12 protein-coding genes, 1 tRNA gene and 3 pseudogenes are annotated in these 15,158 nt (G+C 57.2%); 9 read left to right on the top strand and 7 right to left on the bottom strand.

Going from position 1 to position 15,158, the window contains the following annotated elements:
- Window position 1 precedes the first annotated feature (1 nt).
- Complete coding sequence (locus QTO30_RS09010; protein WP_340423834.1) at window positions 2–142, top strand: hypothetical protein; 141 nt, start codon at window positions 2–4, stop codon at window positions 140–142.
- On the opposite strand, the pseudogene QTO30_RS09005 reads toward QTO30_RS09010, so the two are convergent.
- Window positions 139–1,523: pseudogene (locus QTO30_RS09005) on the bottom strand (aminotransferase family protein). The gene QTO30_RS09010 and the pseudogene QTO30_RS09005 sit on opposite strands and share 4 nt — an antisense overlap.
- Before the next feature lie 480 nt (window positions 1,524–2,003).
- Here QTO30_RS09005 and QTO30_RS09000 point away from each other — a divergent pair.
- From QTO30_RS09000 to QTO30_RS08990, 3 genes are all read left to right on the top strand, one after another.
- Entirely contained in the window at window positions 2,004–3,011 is a 1,008-nt protein-coding gene (locus QTO30_RS09000) for a taurine ABC transporter substrate-binding protein (protein ID WP_340423833.1), read from the top strand.
- A 106-nt stretch (window positions 3,012–3,117) separates the two neighbouring features.
- Window positions 3,118–3,921, top strand: a complete 804-nt coding sequence (locus QTO30_RS08995; protein WP_340423832.1) for a taurine ABC transporter ATP-binding protein — start codon at window positions 3,118–3,120, stop codon at window positions 3,919–3,921.
- A complete protein-coding gene (locus QTO30_RS08990) occupies window positions 3,921–5,255 on the top strand; it encodes an ABC transporter permease (RefSeq protein WP_445327138.1) in 1,335 nt (444 codons plus the stop codon). The genes QTO30_RS08995 and QTO30_RS08990 overlap by 1 nt, the downstream gene beginning before the upstream one ends.
- Here QTO30_RS08990 and QTO30_RS08985 read toward each other — a convergent pair.
- From QTO30_RS08985 to QTO30_RS08965, 5 genes and pseudogenes are all read right to left on the bottom strand, one after another.
- Window positions 5,252–5,722, bottom strand: a complete 471-nt coding sequence (locus QTO30_RS08985; RefSeq protein WP_340423831.1) for a HugZ family pyridoxamine 5'-phosphate oxidase — start codon at window positions 5,720–5,722, stop codon at window positions 5,252–5,254. The two genes, QTO30_RS08990 and QTO30_RS08985, sit on opposite strands and share 4 nt — an antisense overlap.
- Entirely contained in the window at window positions 5,722–6,150 is a 429-nt protein-coding gene (locus tag QTO30_RS08980) for an excinuclease ABC subunit B (RefSeq protein ID WP_340423830.1), read from the bottom strand. Before QTO30_RS08980 ends, QTO30_RS08985 begins: the two co-directional genes overlap by 1 nt.
- 294 nt (window positions 6,151–6,444) lie before the next feature.
- Entirely contained in the window at window positions 6,445–6,870 is a 426-nt protein-coding gene (locus tag QTO30_RS08975) for a hypothetical protein (protein ID WP_340423829.1), read from the bottom strand.
- Window positions 6,867–9,069 (bottom strand): annotated as a pseudogene (gene uvrB, locus QTO30_RS08970) (excinuclease ABC subunit UvrB). The gene QTO30_RS08975 and the pseudogene uvrB overlap by 4 nt, the downstream one beginning before the upstream one ends.
- 157 nt (window positions 9,070–9,226) lie before the next feature.
- Window positions 9,227–10,063 (bottom strand): aminoglycoside phosphotransferase family protein, encoded by an 837-nt coding sequence (locus QTO30_RS08965; protein WP_340423828.1) that lies wholly within the window; start codon window positions 10,061–10,063, stop codon window positions 9,227–9,229.
- 159 nt (window positions 10,064–10,222) lie between these two features.
- On the opposite strand from QTO30_RS08965, the gene QTO30_RS08960 reads away from it, so the two are divergent.
- The 4 genes and pseudogenes from QTO30_RS08960 to QTO30_RS08945 all read left to right on the top strand — a co-directional run bounded on the left by QTO30_RS08960 (window position 10,223) and on the right by QTO30_RS08945 (window position 12,513).
- A complete protein-coding gene (locus QTO30_RS08960; RefSeq protein WP_340423827.1) occupies window positions 10,223–10,633 on the top strand; it encodes a DUF6636 domain-containing protein in 411 nt (136 codons plus the stop codon).
- Between the two features lie 74 nt (window positions 10,634–10,707).
- Window positions 10,708–11,944: pseudogene (locus QTO30_RS08955) on the top strand (aminopeptidase).
- Window positions 11,945–12,067: 123 nt separating this feature from the next.
- Complete coding sequence (locus tag QTO30_RS08950; protein ID WP_340423826.1) at window positions 12,068–12,379, top strand: ETC complex I subunit; 312 nt, start codon at window positions 12,068–12,070, stop codon at window positions 12,377–12,379.
- Between the two features lie 57 nt (window positions 12,380–12,436).
- Window positions 12,437–12,513, top strand: a tRNA-Arg gene (locus QTO30_RS08945).
- Between the two features lie 384 nt (window positions 12,514–12,897).
- Here the strand turns inward: QTO30_RS08945 and glyA are convergent.
- Entirely contained in the window at window positions 12,898–14,193 is a 1,296-nt protein-coding gene (gene glyA / locus QTO30_RS08940) for a serine hydroxymethyltransferase (RefSeq protein ID WP_340423825.1), read from the bottom strand.
- A gap of 188 nt (window positions 14,194–14,381) precedes the next feature.
- Between glyA and QTO30_RS08935 the strand changes: the two genes are divergently transcribed.
- A complete protein-coding gene (locus QTO30_RS08935) occupies window positions 14,382–15,146 on the top strand; it encodes an NAD kinase (RefSeq protein ID WP_340423824.1) in 765 nt (254 codons plus the stop codon).
- The last annotated feature ends 12 nt before the right edge of the window (window positions 15,147–15,158 follow it).

The following is a 15,158-nucleotide window of genomic DNA, read 5'->3' as shown; positions in this document are numbered from 1 at the left end:
GATGATGAAACTGCTGCAGATCGCCTTTATCGCTGGGCTTGGTCTTACTTGCCTCGCAACTGTTGCCACGTCCAAGACGCTGCACGCGCCTTGCGAGGTGTCGGCGCAGGAACTGGTCGTCCCTGCGCCAACCCGTTTTTAGCCCAAGACGCGGGTGATCGCTTCGTCAACGGCAGCTGTGACCTGGTTGAGGTCATCTGCTGTCGCCACCAACGCGGGTGCGAACAACAAGGTATTGTTATAGCCGGGCAATGACCGGTTTGTCGCACCAATGACGATACCCTGCGCCATGCAGTCCGCCACGATGGCGCCGACGTGTTTTTCATCAACGGGTTCTTTTGTCTTGCGGTCCTTCACCAACTCAGCACCCGCAAACAGGCCCATGCCGCGCACGTCGCCGATCCACTTATGCTTTTCCATCAGCGCGTGCAGGTTGCCTTGCAGGTGCTCGCCCATCGCGACAGAGTTTCCGCGCAGATCTTCTTCCTCGATAATCTTCATGTTTTCGATCGCGGCAGCAGGGCCGCCGGTGCACCCACCGAAGGTCGAGATATCGCGGAAGTAGCCAAGGTGGTCCGTCTCATCCTTGAACATGTCAAAGACGCGATTTGTTGTGACGCAGCAGGAAATCGCCGCATAGCCTGAGGCCACGCCTTTCGCCATTGTCACGATGTCAGGCTGGACGCCGAATTGCTGATAACCAAACCATGTCCCGGTCCGTCCGATCCCGCAAACCACTTCATCGATATGCAGTAGAATATCATACTTCTTGCAAATCTCCTGAACACGCTCCCAGTACCCCTTTGGCGGGACGATGATGCCACCACCCGCAGTAATCGGCTCAAGGCACAACGCGCCGATGGTGTCGGCACCTTCTGCCAAAATCACGTCTTCAATCGCCTGAGCGGCCTTCGCGCCGTACTCTTCGCCAAGACTGCCGTCCTGTGAACGATACTCCATACAATGTGGCACACGCACAAAGCCCGGCGTGAAAGGCCCGTACTGCGCGTTGCGCTCGTCCTGACCGCCCGCAGACATTGTCGCGATGGTGGAGCCGTGGTAGTCACGTTCGCGGTAGAGGATTTTTTGTTTCTTTCCGCCATAGTGTTTGTGGCTGATCTGGCGGACCATCTTGAATGCCTTTTCATTCGCCTCTGAGCCAGAGTTGGCATAATAGACTCGGTCCAGACCGGGCATCTTGTCGATCAGCATCTCGGCAAATTGTGCGCCGGGGATTGTCGCTTAGCGGTGCCGCCGAAGAAGCACATCTTGGTGACGGCATCCGAGATGGCTTTGCCGATCCTTTCGCGGCCATAGCCGACGTTTACCGTCCAGACACCACCAGATACGGCGTCGATATGTTCTTTACCTTTGATATCCCAGACCCGCAGGCCTTTCCCCTCGACGATAATCCGGGGGTCTACTGTTTCATAAGGTTTATGCTGGCTCAGGTGGTGCCAGACATGTGCCCGGTCAGCTTCGATGACAGTCTCGGGATCGTTTGCGAATGTCTGCGTATCCATGTCCGATGCTCCATTTTTGTGCGGGAAAGGGTGTGCGAATCCAAAAACTGCTTTCACCCGGAACTGTCATAACTTGCCTGCAGCTATGGCGATCTCGATAGGGCCAATTCATTTGCAAAAGTATAGCCAGATAGCGCGCTGGAATCAATGAATACAGTGGTGCTGCTCTATTAAGGCGCTGAAAAATAAGATAATCATGCGAGTAGAAGAGTGTGACGCGACATTTTCAACGACGACGGCCCAAATATCCATGATTGACGTGGGCGCATGGATTTCCTTCGGTGGACCTCGACTTGCCGCTTGTCTGAGCATTCAGAAAAGCGCGAGCCCAATCGGACGCCCTTTCAAGGCGCCACATAGTCGGTTGCGCATGTTCGGACTTGGAGCCCAAGAAATTTCATGCTCAGCTATCATTGCAAGGCGGGCAAACCGTCAACACAGGTGGTCCTTAAACCAAGGGCCGCAACATGGGAGAAAAGAATGAATATCAAAAACGCACTTATGGGCGCTGCCGCTGGCGTTGCACTGATGACAGGCACCACCCAAGCTGTTGCCGATGGTCACGGCGAAATCACCGTTGCCTACTTCCTCGAATGGCCAATGCCGTTCCAGTTTGCCAAAGTAAATGGCACATACGACGAAGAGATGGGTGTGACTGTGAACTGGGTCAGCTTTGATTCTGGTACTGCAATGTCAGCCGCTATGGCATCCGGCGATGTACAGATTGCCGTCAGTCAGGGTGTACCACCCTTTGTTGTCGCCGCATCCGCCGGTCAAGACCTTCAGATCCTAGACGTGGCTGTATCTTACGCTGAGAACGACAACTGCGTTGTATCCTCAGGCCTTGAGATCGACAAAGACAGCGCAGACGAACTTGCTGGTAAGAAAGTCGCTGTCCCGCTTGGTACGGCCGCACACTATGGCTTCCTGCGCCAGATGGATCACTTCGGTGTCGATCTTGCGTCGCTTGACGTTGTGGATATGGCACCAGCGGAAGGCGCTGCTGCTTTGGCGCAGGGGCAGGTCGATATGTCTTGCGGCTGGGGTGGTGCGCTGCGCCGCATGAAAGAGCACGGCAACGTGCTTCTGACGGGCGCTGAGAAAGAAGCGCTGGGCATTCTGGTGTTTGATGTGACATCCGCACCTGCAGGTTTCGTTGCTGAAAACCCGGAGCTGGTTGCGAAGTTCCTTGAGGTGACAGCCGCAGCAAACGCGTCTTGGAACGATGGTTCGGGCGTTGCAGAGATGCTGCCCGTGATCGCAAACGACGCTGGTATGGATGAAGATGCAACTGCGGAAACAATGGCAACATTCGTGTTCCCTGATGTTCCAACGCAGTTGTCCGAAGCATGGCTTGGTGGTGCTGCACCGGCCTTCATGAAGGGTGTAGCCGACGTATTCGTCGAATCCGGCTCGATCGCATCATCGCTGGACAGCTATGAAGGCGCTGTGAACGCTGGCCCACTGCAGGCCGTCAACGACATGTAACTGCAAGTACTGGCGCGTAGGAAACTGCGCGCCAGTCCTCCATTCTTTATCGTGAAAATCCCTGACGATCCGCTAGGGATTTTCAGGGGAAACAATGGGATAAGCCATGTCAGGGTTACAAATAGATAAGCTATCGATGCGCTTTGACCTGCCAAATGGGTCGTCGGTGCAAGCGTTGAAGGACGTCTCTCTCGATCTTAAGGCAGGTGAGCTGCTGTCGGTCTTGGGGCCCTCGGGCTGCGGGAAGACAACGCTTTTGAATATCGTTGCGGGCTTTCTGGCCCCAACCGATGGGAACATCATTCTCAATGGGCACACGGTCACGGGACCTGACGCCGAACGCGGCATGGTGTTCCAGCAAGGCGCCTTGTTTGAGTGGATGAGCGTACGGGAAAACGTAGGCTTTGGACCATCAATGAAGGGCATGCCCAAGGCCGAAAAGGTCGAGATTGTAGACCACTTGCTGGATGTCGTGGGTTTGCAGGACTTCAAGGAAAAGGCCGTATACGAATTGTCGGGCGGTATGCAACAGCGCGTTGCCTTGGCCCGTTGCCTTGCAAATGAGCCTGATGTGATCTTGATGGACGAACCGCTGGGTGCGCTCGATGCGTTGACCCGCGAAAAAATGCAGGGTCTGGTCCTGAAGCTTTGGAAAGAGACAGGCAAGACGATCATTCTGATCACGCACTCAGTGGAAGAGGCCCTTCTTTTGGGCGAACGCTTGATTGTTATGGCACCGCGTCCTGGTCGTATTCATACAGAATACCGTCTGCCTTTTGCAGAGATGGGCGTCGGTCAGGATCTGCGCGAAGTCAAGAAGCATCCAAAATTCGGTGAAACACGCGAGGAAATCCTCGGGATGATCTGGGACATGGAAGAAGAAATCATGGGCCGGGCGGAGGACGCATAATGGAACTTTTGGGAAATCTCTGGTCCGAGCTCTGGGCCGTTTTGGTAACGCTCTTTGCAGCGGCACCTTATGTCATCGGTTACATTCTGATCATCCTGTTGATGATGGTGATCTGGAGTGGTGTGAAGCGCCTGCTGACGCCGAAACACGACTATGGATCGCTCAAAACGGTGACCTTTGGCGATGAAAGCGCGGTGACATCGAACACGGCTGCATCGGTTGTTTCGATTGTTTTGATCTTCGTTCTTTGGGGCGCGTTCACTGGTTCCAAGCTCTTGCCGGGCTTCATGCACGCGCCGGGCCCCTTCATCGGTGATGGTAGCTTTGAATACACCATCACGACGCCAGCGGGCGATAGCGACAATGCAACTGTTTCGGTTGTTGTGCACCCCACCGGCGAAGAGGTGGATGCGCCAGAAGTAGCTGACGGCGATGGCATTGCAAAGAATGATGCAGTGGCAATTCCTGTCTATCGTAGTGAGCTTCTACGTGTGGACCGCAATGACGAAATGGGCCGCGATGAAGAGACCTTTATCACAGCTGTTGATGGCCAGGCGATTGCGCCGGGTGGGTCTGTTGATATCGCATTCGGACGCGTGGCCATGTCTGACAAGGGGACACTGAACATCATCCCATCGACCGGCATTCAGATGGAGCCGATCTGGTTGCCAGCACCCGAAGCCGTATGGAGCCGACTGAGCGAAATCGCGACCGTGGGTTATCGTAACTCGACATTGGCCGAACACCTTGGCTACTCGTTGTTCCGCGTAATCGTGGGCTTCTTTCTGGGGGCGTTGGTCGGGATTCCGCTGGGTTATGCGATGGGCCTGTCCAACTGGTTCCGGGGGTGGTTTGACCCGATTGTGGAATTCATGCGTCCTGTACCGCCGCTTGCGCTGATCCCGCTCGTGATCATCTGGGCCGGTATTGGTGAGGTGGGCAAGATCATCCTGCTGTTCCTCGCAGCTCTTTGGATCATGGCGATTGCTGCCCGTTCTGGAGTGTCTGGCGTCCGGATTTCCAAGGTGCATGCCGCTTACAGTCTGGGGGCCTCAAAGTGGCAGATCATGCGCCATGTCATCATTCCCAACTCGTTGCCTGAAATCTTCACAGGCGCACGGGTTGCGATGGGTGTATGCTGGGGCACTGTGGTTGCCGCCGAACTTGTCGCGGCGGAAAAGGGTGCTGGCATGATGATCATGGTGGCTTCGAAATTCCAAAGCACAGATATCGTTCTGATGGGGATTGTCCTGATTGGCATCATCGGTTTCAGCATTGATATGCTGATGCGCCAGGCCGAAAAATGGCTGGTGCCTTGGAAGGGCAAGGGCTAAGCGCCCGCCCTCAAATCATCAGGCGACAAATGATACGCCTTCCCGAAGCCCCCGTTTAGGTGGGCTTCGGTTGTTTTGAGGCGGTACATCTGAAAATCGGCGAAATCGTAGTAGAGCTTTGCTTTGGGAATGGCGGTAAGCCATGCTGTTTTCAGCGTAGCCTTGTCTGTCATTTCTGCCTTGCAAATCAAGGTCATACGTGGATGGGTGAGGGGGTCGCCTTTACCCTCCGGTTCGCCGATCAAAGCGGCGCAAGCGGGGTCAGCGTGGATCGCCTGCGTGTGCAGTGAGAGGGTGGAAATAAGGCTGAGCATTACCCCCTCATGCCAGATCATCGCGACACGGGCGACATAGGGGGCACCCTGGTGGGTGACAGCCAACGCGCCATAGCGTGTCTGGGCCAGTAGGTCTTGCGCCAGCCTGCGTGCATCATCATCGGTGGGGTTGATGGGGTCACGTTTGGCCATCAGGCGAGGTTGTCCGCTGGGCAGTTGCGAAAGGCTGTTATCGCGGGGCCGATCCCGGTCAAATCGAATCCAAGCGTTGTTTCGCCCAGCATCGCATAGGCGCGGCTGTTGAACTCTAACCCGTTGAGGACATTGCCAAACCCGCGGTCTTTGACGGTGATGCTGCGGCCATCGGGGCTGATGATATGGCGGTCGGTCTGGATGCTGATGGGGCGGTCATCGGCGAAGGCCATGCCGAAGACAGGCTCGCCCGGCCAGCGGCCCTCGGGCAGGGTGACTGTGATGGTGTATTCGGTGATCGCGGGGTCGTAGGTGACCGTGATATCGCCGGTCGCGGACATGTCGGTCAGGGTGCAGATCGGGCTCGCCGAAAACTCCCACGCGGCGGCGGGGGAGGCGAGGATGAGGAAGGCGAGAGCAGTGCGCATGAGTGGGATGTAGGGGGATCGGCGCGGCGGGCAAGCAACGTGCTGTGGAGTGGTAACGCGGCGCGGGCAGGGCAGCCACAGAATCGCCCGTTAATCCTGGGGTTTGTTGGGATGAGCGGCGTATGCAATGCGTACACAAGCCGTACACAACCTGTATGTACGCGGTGTACGGTTTTGGGGGTTAAAGGGGCGTGCGGTGGATGTGTGAATGTGGCGTTAAGGTTTTTGGGGTGGCGTGGTGTGAGTGGAACCCGCCAATGCGTGCGGGTGTTGGTTTCGCCCACCCTACGGTTCCTAGACGAGCGGGAAACTAAAAAGGGTGCGAAGCATTGTCGAATAGCTATGTTTTGCGTCATCCAGCAATTCGGGAGTGTAAGCCTCTGAGTAGCAGCCCAGCTCCTTTGACGTTCTTACTTTGTCTGGATGCACCCAGCCGTTACGTTTGCGCCTAAGTGTGTGCAATTGGAACTGCAGGTCATCCTCCAGACCGGACGCGTCTATCAAATCTGCGAACGTCATTCTTTCGTGGCCAAGTTCAGACTGTAGATAGGTTTCACAGGTCGACGCTGCCAAAATTATTGTCGAAATATCTGCGCCAGAAGTGAAGCAAGTGTGCGCTTCGTAGGACATCAGCGTCGCCCACTCAGAAATTACGTAGCCGCCCAACAAAAGTCGTTCTTCTTCCTGGTTACACCACTCATACCTCTCAGCAGGCGTCACCTCTTCTTCCCACCATACCGCGACTTCCCGCCGCGCATGCCCCCACGCCCGCCGGTGCTCCGCCCAGATGCTTTCTGCGCGTCATCCACCACCCTGTCCACGGCCTGCTGTCGCGCCAGCGGGTCGTCTGCAACCGTCAGTTCCACAGTTTCCAGCCGTTTCACCTCGTCCCGTAGTCTTGCGGCCTCTTCGAATTCGAGGTTCTCGGCCGCTTTACGCATGTCGGTGCGTAGCCCGTCCAATACGGCCTGTAGGTTGGCCCCGGCCATGGGTTTGTCGACTTTCGCAGTAACCCGGTTCATGTCGACGTCGCCTTTGTAGAGGCTTAGCGAGGATATCCTCGACGTTCTTTTTGACCGTCTGTGGCGTGATCCCGTGTTCTTCGTTATAGGCCATCTGCTTGGCTCGGCGGCGGTTGGTCTCTTTGATTGCCCGCTCCATCGAACCGGTGATGCGGTCGGCGTACATGATCACGCGCCCTTCGGCGTTTCGCGCCGCACGACCGACGGTTTGCACCAGCGACGTCTCAGAACGCAGGAAGCCTTCCTTGTCGGCGTCGAGGATGGCCACCAGCCCACATTCGGGGATGTCGAGCCCCTCGCGCAGCAGGTTGATCCCTATGAGGACATCGAAAGCACCCAAGCGCAGGTCACGCAGGATTTCGATACGCTCAATCGTGTCGATGTCGGAGTGCATGTAGCGGACCTTGATGCCCTGTTCGTGCATGTATTCGGTCAGGTCTTCGGCCATGCGTTTGGTCAGGGTCGTGACCAGCGTGCGATAGCCGTCGGCGGCGACCTTGCGGACCTCATCCAGCAGGTCGTCAACTTGCATATCGACAGGGCGAATTTCGATCTCGGGGTCGATCAGGCCGGTGGGGCGGATGATTTGTTCGGTGAAGACACCGCCTGCCTGTTCCAGCTCCCACGCTGCTGGCGTGGCCGAGACGAAGACCGATTGCGGGCGCATGGCGTCCCATTCTTCGAATTTCAGGGGTCGGTTATCCATGCAGGACGGCAGGCGGAACCCGTGTTCGGCCAATGTGAACTTGCGCCGATAGTCGCCTTTGTACATGCCGCCGATTTGGGGGACGGAGACGTGGCTTTCGTCCGCGAAGACGATGGCATTGTCGGGGATGAATTCGAAAAGGGTAGGGGGCGGTTCGCCGGGTGCACGGCCCGTCAGGTAGCGCGAGTAGTTTTCGATGCCGTTGCAGACGCCGGTCGCCTCGAGCATTTCGAGGTCGAAGTTGCAGCGCTGTTCGAGGCGCTGCGCTTCCAGCAGTTTGCCTTCGCCCACCAATTGGTCGAGGCGGATGCGCAGTTCCTTTTTGATGCCAATGATGGCCTGCTGCATCGTGGGGCGCGGTGTGACGTAGTGGCTGTTGGCGTAGATGCGGACCTTTTCAAAGGTGTCGGTTTTATCGCCTGTCAGCGGGTCGAACTCGGTGATATTTTCCAGCTCTTCGCCAAAGAAAGACAGCTTCCATGCGCGATCATCCAGGTGAGCGGGCCAGATTTCCAAGCTATCGCCGCGCACCCGGAATGTGCCGCGTTGGAAGGCCTGGTCGTTGCGCCGGTATTGCTGGGCGATCAGGTCGGCCATGATCTTGCGCTGATCGTATTCGCGCCCGATGTGAAGGTCTTGCGTCATGGCGCCGTAGGTTTCGACCGAGCCGATGCCGTAGATGCAGGAGACTGAGGCGACGATGATCACGTCGTCGCGTTCGAGCAGTGCGCGGGTGGCCGAGTGGCGCATCCGGTCGATCTGTTCGTTGATCTGGCTCTCTTTCTCGATGTAAGTGTCGGAGCGCGCAACGTAGGCTTCGGGTTGGTAGTAGTCGTAGTAAGAGACAAAGTACTCGACGGCGTTGTCGGGGAAGAACCCTTTGAACTCGCCATAGAGCTGGGCCGCCAAGGTTTTGTTCGGGGCAAGAATGATCGCCGGGCGCTGCGTTTCCTCGATCATCTTCGCCATCGTGAAGGTTTTGCCAGTGCCGGTGGCACCCAGCAGCACCTGATCACGTTCGCCGTTCATGATGCCTTCGGAGAGCTCTTTGATCGCCTGTGGCTGGTCCCCTGCCGGTGCGAATTCGGTTTGCAGCACGAACTGCTTGCCACCCTCCAGCTTTTCGCGGGTTTTGACGTCAGGGGCGGGGTTGGACAGATAGTGGTGAGCGTCGGTAGCAGCGTCAGCCATGGCGAGGATCCTTTGGGGTACTGCTATATTTGACGCGTTTGGATGGGGGTTCAAGGGCGACTGCTGACAGGATGTGTCAGTAGGGTGTCGTCCGGTCAGACCTCGGCGAGATCAAGAAATGCGCCAAGATATGGGTCCGTGCGGTCTGTCTGATTGGTCATGAGAGATCGATGGAAATCTTGTTCGAATAGAGGACGGCACCCCAGCGTATCAGCCGCAGTGGATCAGCCTCGATTGCTGGGGCGTAGACTGCTGCGCGGCGCGTGATCCGTTGTTTGAATTCAGCTATCGCGGGGTCAGGCTGTGCGGCGCTGAAAGCTGCCGCGAACTCGGCCGCCGGGTCTGCCCGATACCCTTTGGGGTCGATGAAGCGGGGTCCTTGCGCTGTGTCGATGATGTTGCCAAAGTGCAAATCTCCATGGATCACAACCTCGGGCGGCATCGTATCAACCAAAACGTCAAACGCGGACTTGGCCCGCGCGAAATCGGCACTTTGCGCAGTGTTCTTGAGGCGTGGTGCAAAACCGTCAAATCGTTTCTGAACGCGCCAGTTCAAGCGCTGAATCAGGGCCATCCGTCTGAATTTAGCCTTGGAAAGAGAAGATGCGACCTGAGCTAGAAGTCTTTCAGCCCGTGCTTCGTTGCCTCGTGCAACCAGCATATCAAGGGTCGGCCCCTCTAACCATGACAGCAGCATGGCGCGGCGCAATGGGCTGACGCGCAAAAGCTTGACGCCAATCCCGTCAGGCAGCCCTCGCAAGAACGGGATTGACCCGCCCTCTGACCCAAATTTGCGGTTGAGCTTGAGAACGGCCAGCCCATCAGCGGCGTTCACTTTATATACCACCCGGTCAGCCGTGTGTTTGAGGGGTGAAGCGTCCAGTGTCAGCTGCCAACGCGCAGCGACCATTTCAGCCCGGTTGATCATGTCCTGTTTGGCTTGCTGCACGTTGCGCTCTCCCATGCTGACATGGGCGTTTTCTGCGAACGCCATGCTAAAGACAAGGGGTGCCGGAACGCCGGACATGGGCGAGGCGAAACAATAGCAGGTCATTTTCGGCTTACGGGCTGTTATCGCGAGAGATTGAATTTCATCTTGCCGTTTGATCGTGCTAGGTGTGCCAGAGTGACCGGGTTGGGCTTGTAGTTTCGCATGTATCGATGTGTTTTCGCAGTTGTTCTGACAATTTTTGGCAGCATCGCAGCAGCTGATGCGGATATCTCGTTTCAGTCCCCTTCCGGCAATATCCGTTGCGATATGTCGCGCGATGCGCCGCTGGCTGTCCGTTGTGACCTAGGCGTTGACCAGCAAACCTACACGCGTCGTCCTGCCACGTGTCAGGGGCGTTGGGGTACCTCATTCGGCCTGAATCAAACGGGCGTCGGCGGATTAATCTGTGTGACGGATACTAACGCCGCCCCAGAAGGGCGCCGCGTCCTGCCCTATGGACGACGCGCCATCCTTGATGGGATCACCTGTCGTTCAGAACGCACTGGGGTCACCTGCACCAATCTCGAAGGTGGCGGGTTTGAAGTGCGTCGCGCCGAACAGCGGGTGTTTTGACCCTACCCACCTGTTGACCTTTGCACGATGATGCCGCACGTCATATTGGACATCACCCAAAAAAGGCACACCCCATGTCCGACCATATTGACCCTGCCAAACTTGACCGTCTTGCCGAAGTGGCTGTGCGCACCGGTGTAAACCTGCAACCGGGGCAAGATTTGGTGATTACGGCACCGATGGCGGCCCTCGATCTCGTGCGCCTGATTGCCGTCCATGCCTATAAGGCTTAGCGCGGGCATTGTGACCCCCTTCTTCAATGATGATGCGATCACGCTGGCGCGCTATGAGCATGCGCCGGATGAAAGTTTTGATCGCGCCCCGGAATGGCTGTTTGAGGGGATGGCAGCGGCCTTCAAGGGCGGTGCGGCGCGGATGGCGATCACGGGCGACGACCCAATGCTCCTGGCTGCGCAAGACCCTGAAAAGGTTGCCCGATTGAGTAAGGCGACCTCGATTGCCGCAAAACCTGCAATGAACCCGATTGTGGGGTTTGAAGTTAATTGGAATATCGTGGCCTATCCTGGGGCGGCTTGGGCGGCCAAAGTGTACCCCGATCTGCCGGTGGACGAGGCGCAGGGCAAGTTGATGGATGCCATCTATGCAGCATCCCGTTTGGATGGCGATGATCCTGTGGCGAATTGGGCAACCCATACGGCTACGTTGAAAGAGCGGGTGAACTGGCTGAACGCGCAGGATTTTGCGGCATTGCACTACACCGGACCGGGCACAGACCTGCATTTGGGTTTGGCGGATGGCCATATCTGGAAGGGCGGGGCGTCGCCCGCGTTGAATGGTGTGACGTGTCAGCCGAATATCCCGACCGAAGAGGTTTTTACCTGCCCGCATGCCTATAAAGTGGATGGGACTGTTGCAGCGACCAAACCACTCGCCCATCAGGGCAATGTGATTGAGGACATAGCGGTGCGTTTTGAGGCGGGCCGCATCGTAGAGGCGACGGCGAGCAAGGGTGAGGATGTGTTGAACGCCTTGCTCAAAACCGATGATGGTGCGAGCCGGATTGGTGAGGTGGCGCTGGTGCCGCATTCCAGTCCGATCAGCCAGTCTGGGACGCTGTTTTACAACACGCTTTTTGATGAGAATGCGTCGTGCCATATCGCGTTGGGGCAATGCTATGCCGATACGATTGAAGGTGGGTCTGAGCTCTCGCCTGAACAGTTGAAGCAAAAGGGTGGCAATCAGAGTATCATCCATGTGGATTGGATGATGGGATCTGATGCGGTGGATATTGATGGGATCACAAAAACGGGTGAGCGTGTGCCTGTGATGCGGGGCGGTGAATGGGCGTGAGGGCGCCAGAGTTTTCAAAAACTCTGGGCCAAAATCTTGGAAGATTTTGCCGGTGACCCCCTCTCATGCTTGCGCAACCAACTCATTTTGCACATATAGAGTGCAGCCAAGGGAGATGCAGCCATGCGCGCAAGAATCTATAAGCCCGCCAAAACCGCCATGTCCTCTGGCACGGCTAAGACGAAGCATTGGGTGCTGGAACATGTGGCTGAGACCGCGCGCGAGGTTGACCCTTTGATGGGTTGGACATCGTCCTCGGATACCCAGGCACAGGTTAAGCTTGCGTTCGATACAAAGGAAGCGGCGCTTGAGTATGCCCGCGAGAATGGAATTGACGCGGTGGTGCGCGAACCCAAGTCACGCAAGGCCAATATCCGGCCCGGCGGCTATGGTGAAAATTTTGCCACAAACCGTCGTGGGGCGTGGACACACTGAGATGTTCTATTTTCCCTTGCCAAACCTAACACTTGCAAGCCATACACGCGCCCGTGCGGTCCGATAGCTCAACTGGATAGAGCAGCTGACTTCTAATCAGCAGGTTCAGGGTTCGAGTCCTTGTCGGATCGCCATATGAATAAGGGGATTTGCGAGCTGAGAGCGTTGTGTCAAATGCTTCTCAAGTGTTCCACAATTCACTCCTTTGGCAATGTGCCTGCTCCGCTCCCGGACATATCCCGAGGTCGTGTTGACATGCGCGTGAACCCCAAGGTCACGTAGGCCATCGCATCGGCTCCTTTGTTGCTGGCATCTCGAGAACTTGTGGAGCACCGCGTTCGTATGGTTCTGCTGTCAGCGGAGAACTCAGGCGGGCGCCTGCCAACGACCCAAGGTTAAGCCGAAATCAACACAGCTCACACTCGGGCAGCGCGCAGAACCGGTGACTTTGAACTCAAAGTCGCCCTTGGCCTATTGAATGCCAAAGCGGCCCGGCGTTCCCGCCGGGCCTTCGCATACTAGAGCGTTGGGTAGATTGGAAATCTATCGCAGAGCGCCTCGACTTCGGCGCGCACTTTGGCTTCGACGGCGCCGTTGTTGTCTTCGCCGTTGGCCGCCAGACCTTCGGTCACTTCCACGATCCAGTCGGCGATCTGGCGGAATTCAGGTTCGCCAAAGCCACGCGTGGTGCCCGCAGGCGAGCCGAGGCGGATGCCGGATGTGACCATCGGCTTTTCGGGATCGAACGGAATGCCGTTCTTATTGCAGGTGATATGCGCGCGACCCAAAGCCTTTTCGGTCGCGTTGCCCTTGACGCCTTTGGGGCGCAGATCAACCAGCATCACATGGGTGTCCGTGCCGCCGGTGACGATATCGAGACCACCTTTCATCAGCTGATCGGCCAGCGCTTGGGCGTTCTTCACGACCTGCTCCTGATAAGTCTTGAATTCGGGGCGCAGCGCTTCGCCAAAAGCCACAGCCTTGCCAGCGATCACATGCATCAATGGCCCGCCCTGAATACCAGGGAAGATGGCGGAGTTGCACTTCTTGGCAATCGCCTCGTCATTGGTGACGATCATGCCGCCACGTGGGCCGCGCAGGGTTTTGTGGGTCGTAGTCGTTGCCACATGTGCATGCGGGAAAGGCGAGGGGTAGAGGCCACAGGCGACCAGACCGGCAAAATGCGCCATGTCCACCAAGAGGTAAGCACCGACGCTGTCCGCAATTTCGCGCATTTTCGCAAAATCGATGATGCGTGGAATGGCAGAGCCGCCGGCAATAATCATCTTGGGCTGGTGTTCCGTGGCAAGGCGCTGCACTTCGTCATAGTCCAACATGCTATCCTGTTGGCGCACGCCGTATTGCACCGCATTGAACCATTTGCCGGATTGGTTCGGCTTAGCGCCGTGTGTCAGGTGACCACCGGCATCCAGCGACATGCCAAGGATCGTATCGCCGGGCTGAAGTAGCGCCTGAAACACGCCCTGGTTGGCCTGCGAGCCAGAGTTTGGCTGCACGTTGGCGAATTCACAATTGAACAGTTGTTTGGCGCGCGCGATGGCAAGGTTTTCGGCCACGTCCACATGTTCGCAGCCACCGTAATAGCGGCGGCCCGGATAGCCCTCGGCGTATTTGTTCGTCATCACGCCGCCTTGGGCTTCCATGACGGCGGCAGAGACGATGTTCTCGGACGCGATCAGCTCAATTTCTTTCCGCTGGCGTTTGAGTTCGGCTTGCATCGCTGCATGGATCGCCGGGTCGCGGGTTTCGAGTGTTTCGGTGAAAAAGCCGTCGTCGCGGACTGTGACGTTCATGGGTGCATTCCCCTTAAAAGGTGGCAGAAATTCAAACTTGCGCCCTCATAGCGCAGGAAAGCCGTTGTCAAAAGCATCAAAACGACCAAGACCTTTATGAGTCCGTCACATTCCGTTTCGTATCGGCGGCTTGCGTTTCGGGTGGGATCACCGCACAACTTGTCGGAACTGTTCAGGAACCTGCGCCTATGCCTCGCCCCAAGATCGCCTTTGTTGCCAGCCCTGTGCCGATTGCGCAGACGGCCCTGCGCGAACTGGCCGCAACGCATGGCGATGTGCCACAGGCCGAGGCGGATGTGATCGTGGCACTGGGTGGTGACGGGTTCATGTTACAGACGATGCATGCGACCCAGGGGCTGGATGTGCCGGTTTACGGGATGAACCGCGGGACTGTTGGTTTCTTGATGAACGAATATCACGCCAATGATCTGCAGGCCCGGCTGGATGAGGCCGAGGAAGAGGTGATCAACCCGCTGGCCATGACAGCGCTCTGTGTGGATGGAGCGATGCACGAAGCCTTGGCGATTAACGAGGTCAGCTTGCTGCGCGCGGGCCCGCAAGCGGCGAAGTTGCGGATCACCGTGGACGGGCGGCTGCGGATGAATGAGCTGGTCTGCGATGGCGCGCTTTTGGCAACACCTGCGGGGTCAACGGCTTACAACTACTCTGCACACGGGCCGATCTTGCCGATTGGGTCGGATGTGCTGGCGCTGACGGCGATGTCCGCGTTCCGGCCCCGCCGCTGGCGCGGCGCGTTGCTGCCAAAAAAGGCGGTGGTAAGGTTCGACGTGATTGACCCCGCCAAACGGCCGGTGATGGCGGATGCGGATGGCAAATCCGTGCGGGATGTGGTGAGCGTGGAAATCCACTCTGAGCCGTCTATCCGGCACCGGATACTGTTTGATCCGGGGCATGGGTTGGAAGAGCGGTTGATCAGAGAGCAGTTTGCTTGAGGTGGAGTTGAG

This window comes from Yoonia sp. GPGPB17 (genome assembly GCF_037892195.1).
Classification (GTDB): domain Bacteria; phylum Pseudomonadota; class Alphaproteobacteria; order Rhodobacterales; family Rhodobacteraceae; genus Yoonia.
Note: the sequence above shows the minus strand (reverse complement) of the source record. Positions and strands in the feature narration are given on the sequence as shown.

Coding starts and splice junctions, on each gene's coding strand:
- QTO30_RS08960 (WP_340423827.1), top strand. CDS start 10,223: ATGTATCGATGTGTTTTCGCAGTTGTTCTGACAATTTTTGGCAGCATC.
- glyA (WP_340423825.1), bottom strand. CDS start 14,193: ATGAACGTCACAGTCCGCGACGACGGCTTTTTCACCGAAACACTCGAA.
- QTO30_RS08985 (WP_340423831.1), bottom strand. CDS start 5,722: ATGGCCAAACGTGACCCCATCAACCCCACCGATGATGATGCACGCAGG.
- QTO30_RS08980 (WP_340423830.1), bottom strand. CDS start 6,150: ATGCGCACTGCTCTCGCCTTCCTCATCCTCGCCTCCCCCGCCGCCGCG.
- QTO30_RS08995 (WP_340423832.1), top strand. CDS start 3,118: ATGTCAGGGTTACAAATAGATAAGCTATCGATGCGCTTTGACCTGCCA.
- QTO30_RS08990 (WP_445327138.1), top strand. CDS start 3,921: ATGGAACTTTTGGGAAATCTCTGGTCCGAGCTCTGGGCCGTTTTGGTA.
- QTO30_RS08935 (WP_340423824.1), top strand. CDS start 14,382: ATGCCTCGCCCCAAGATCGCCTTTGTTGCCAGCCCTGTGCCGATTGCG.
- QTO30_RS08965 (WP_340423828.1), bottom strand. CDS start 10,063: ATGGCGTTCGCAGAAAACGCCCATGTCAGCATGGGAGAGCGCAACGTG.
- QTO30_RS08950 (WP_340423826.1), top strand. CDS start 12,068: ATGCGCGCAAGAATCTATAAGCCCGCCAAAACCGCCATGTCCTCTGGC.
- QTO30_RS09000 (WP_340423833.1), top strand. CDS start 2,004: ATGAATATCAAAAACGCACTTATGGGCGCTGCCGCTGGCGTTGCACTG.
- QTO30_RS09010 (WP_340423834.1), top strand. CDS start 2: ATGATGAAACTGCTGCAGATCGCCTTTATCGCTGGGCTTGGTCTTACT.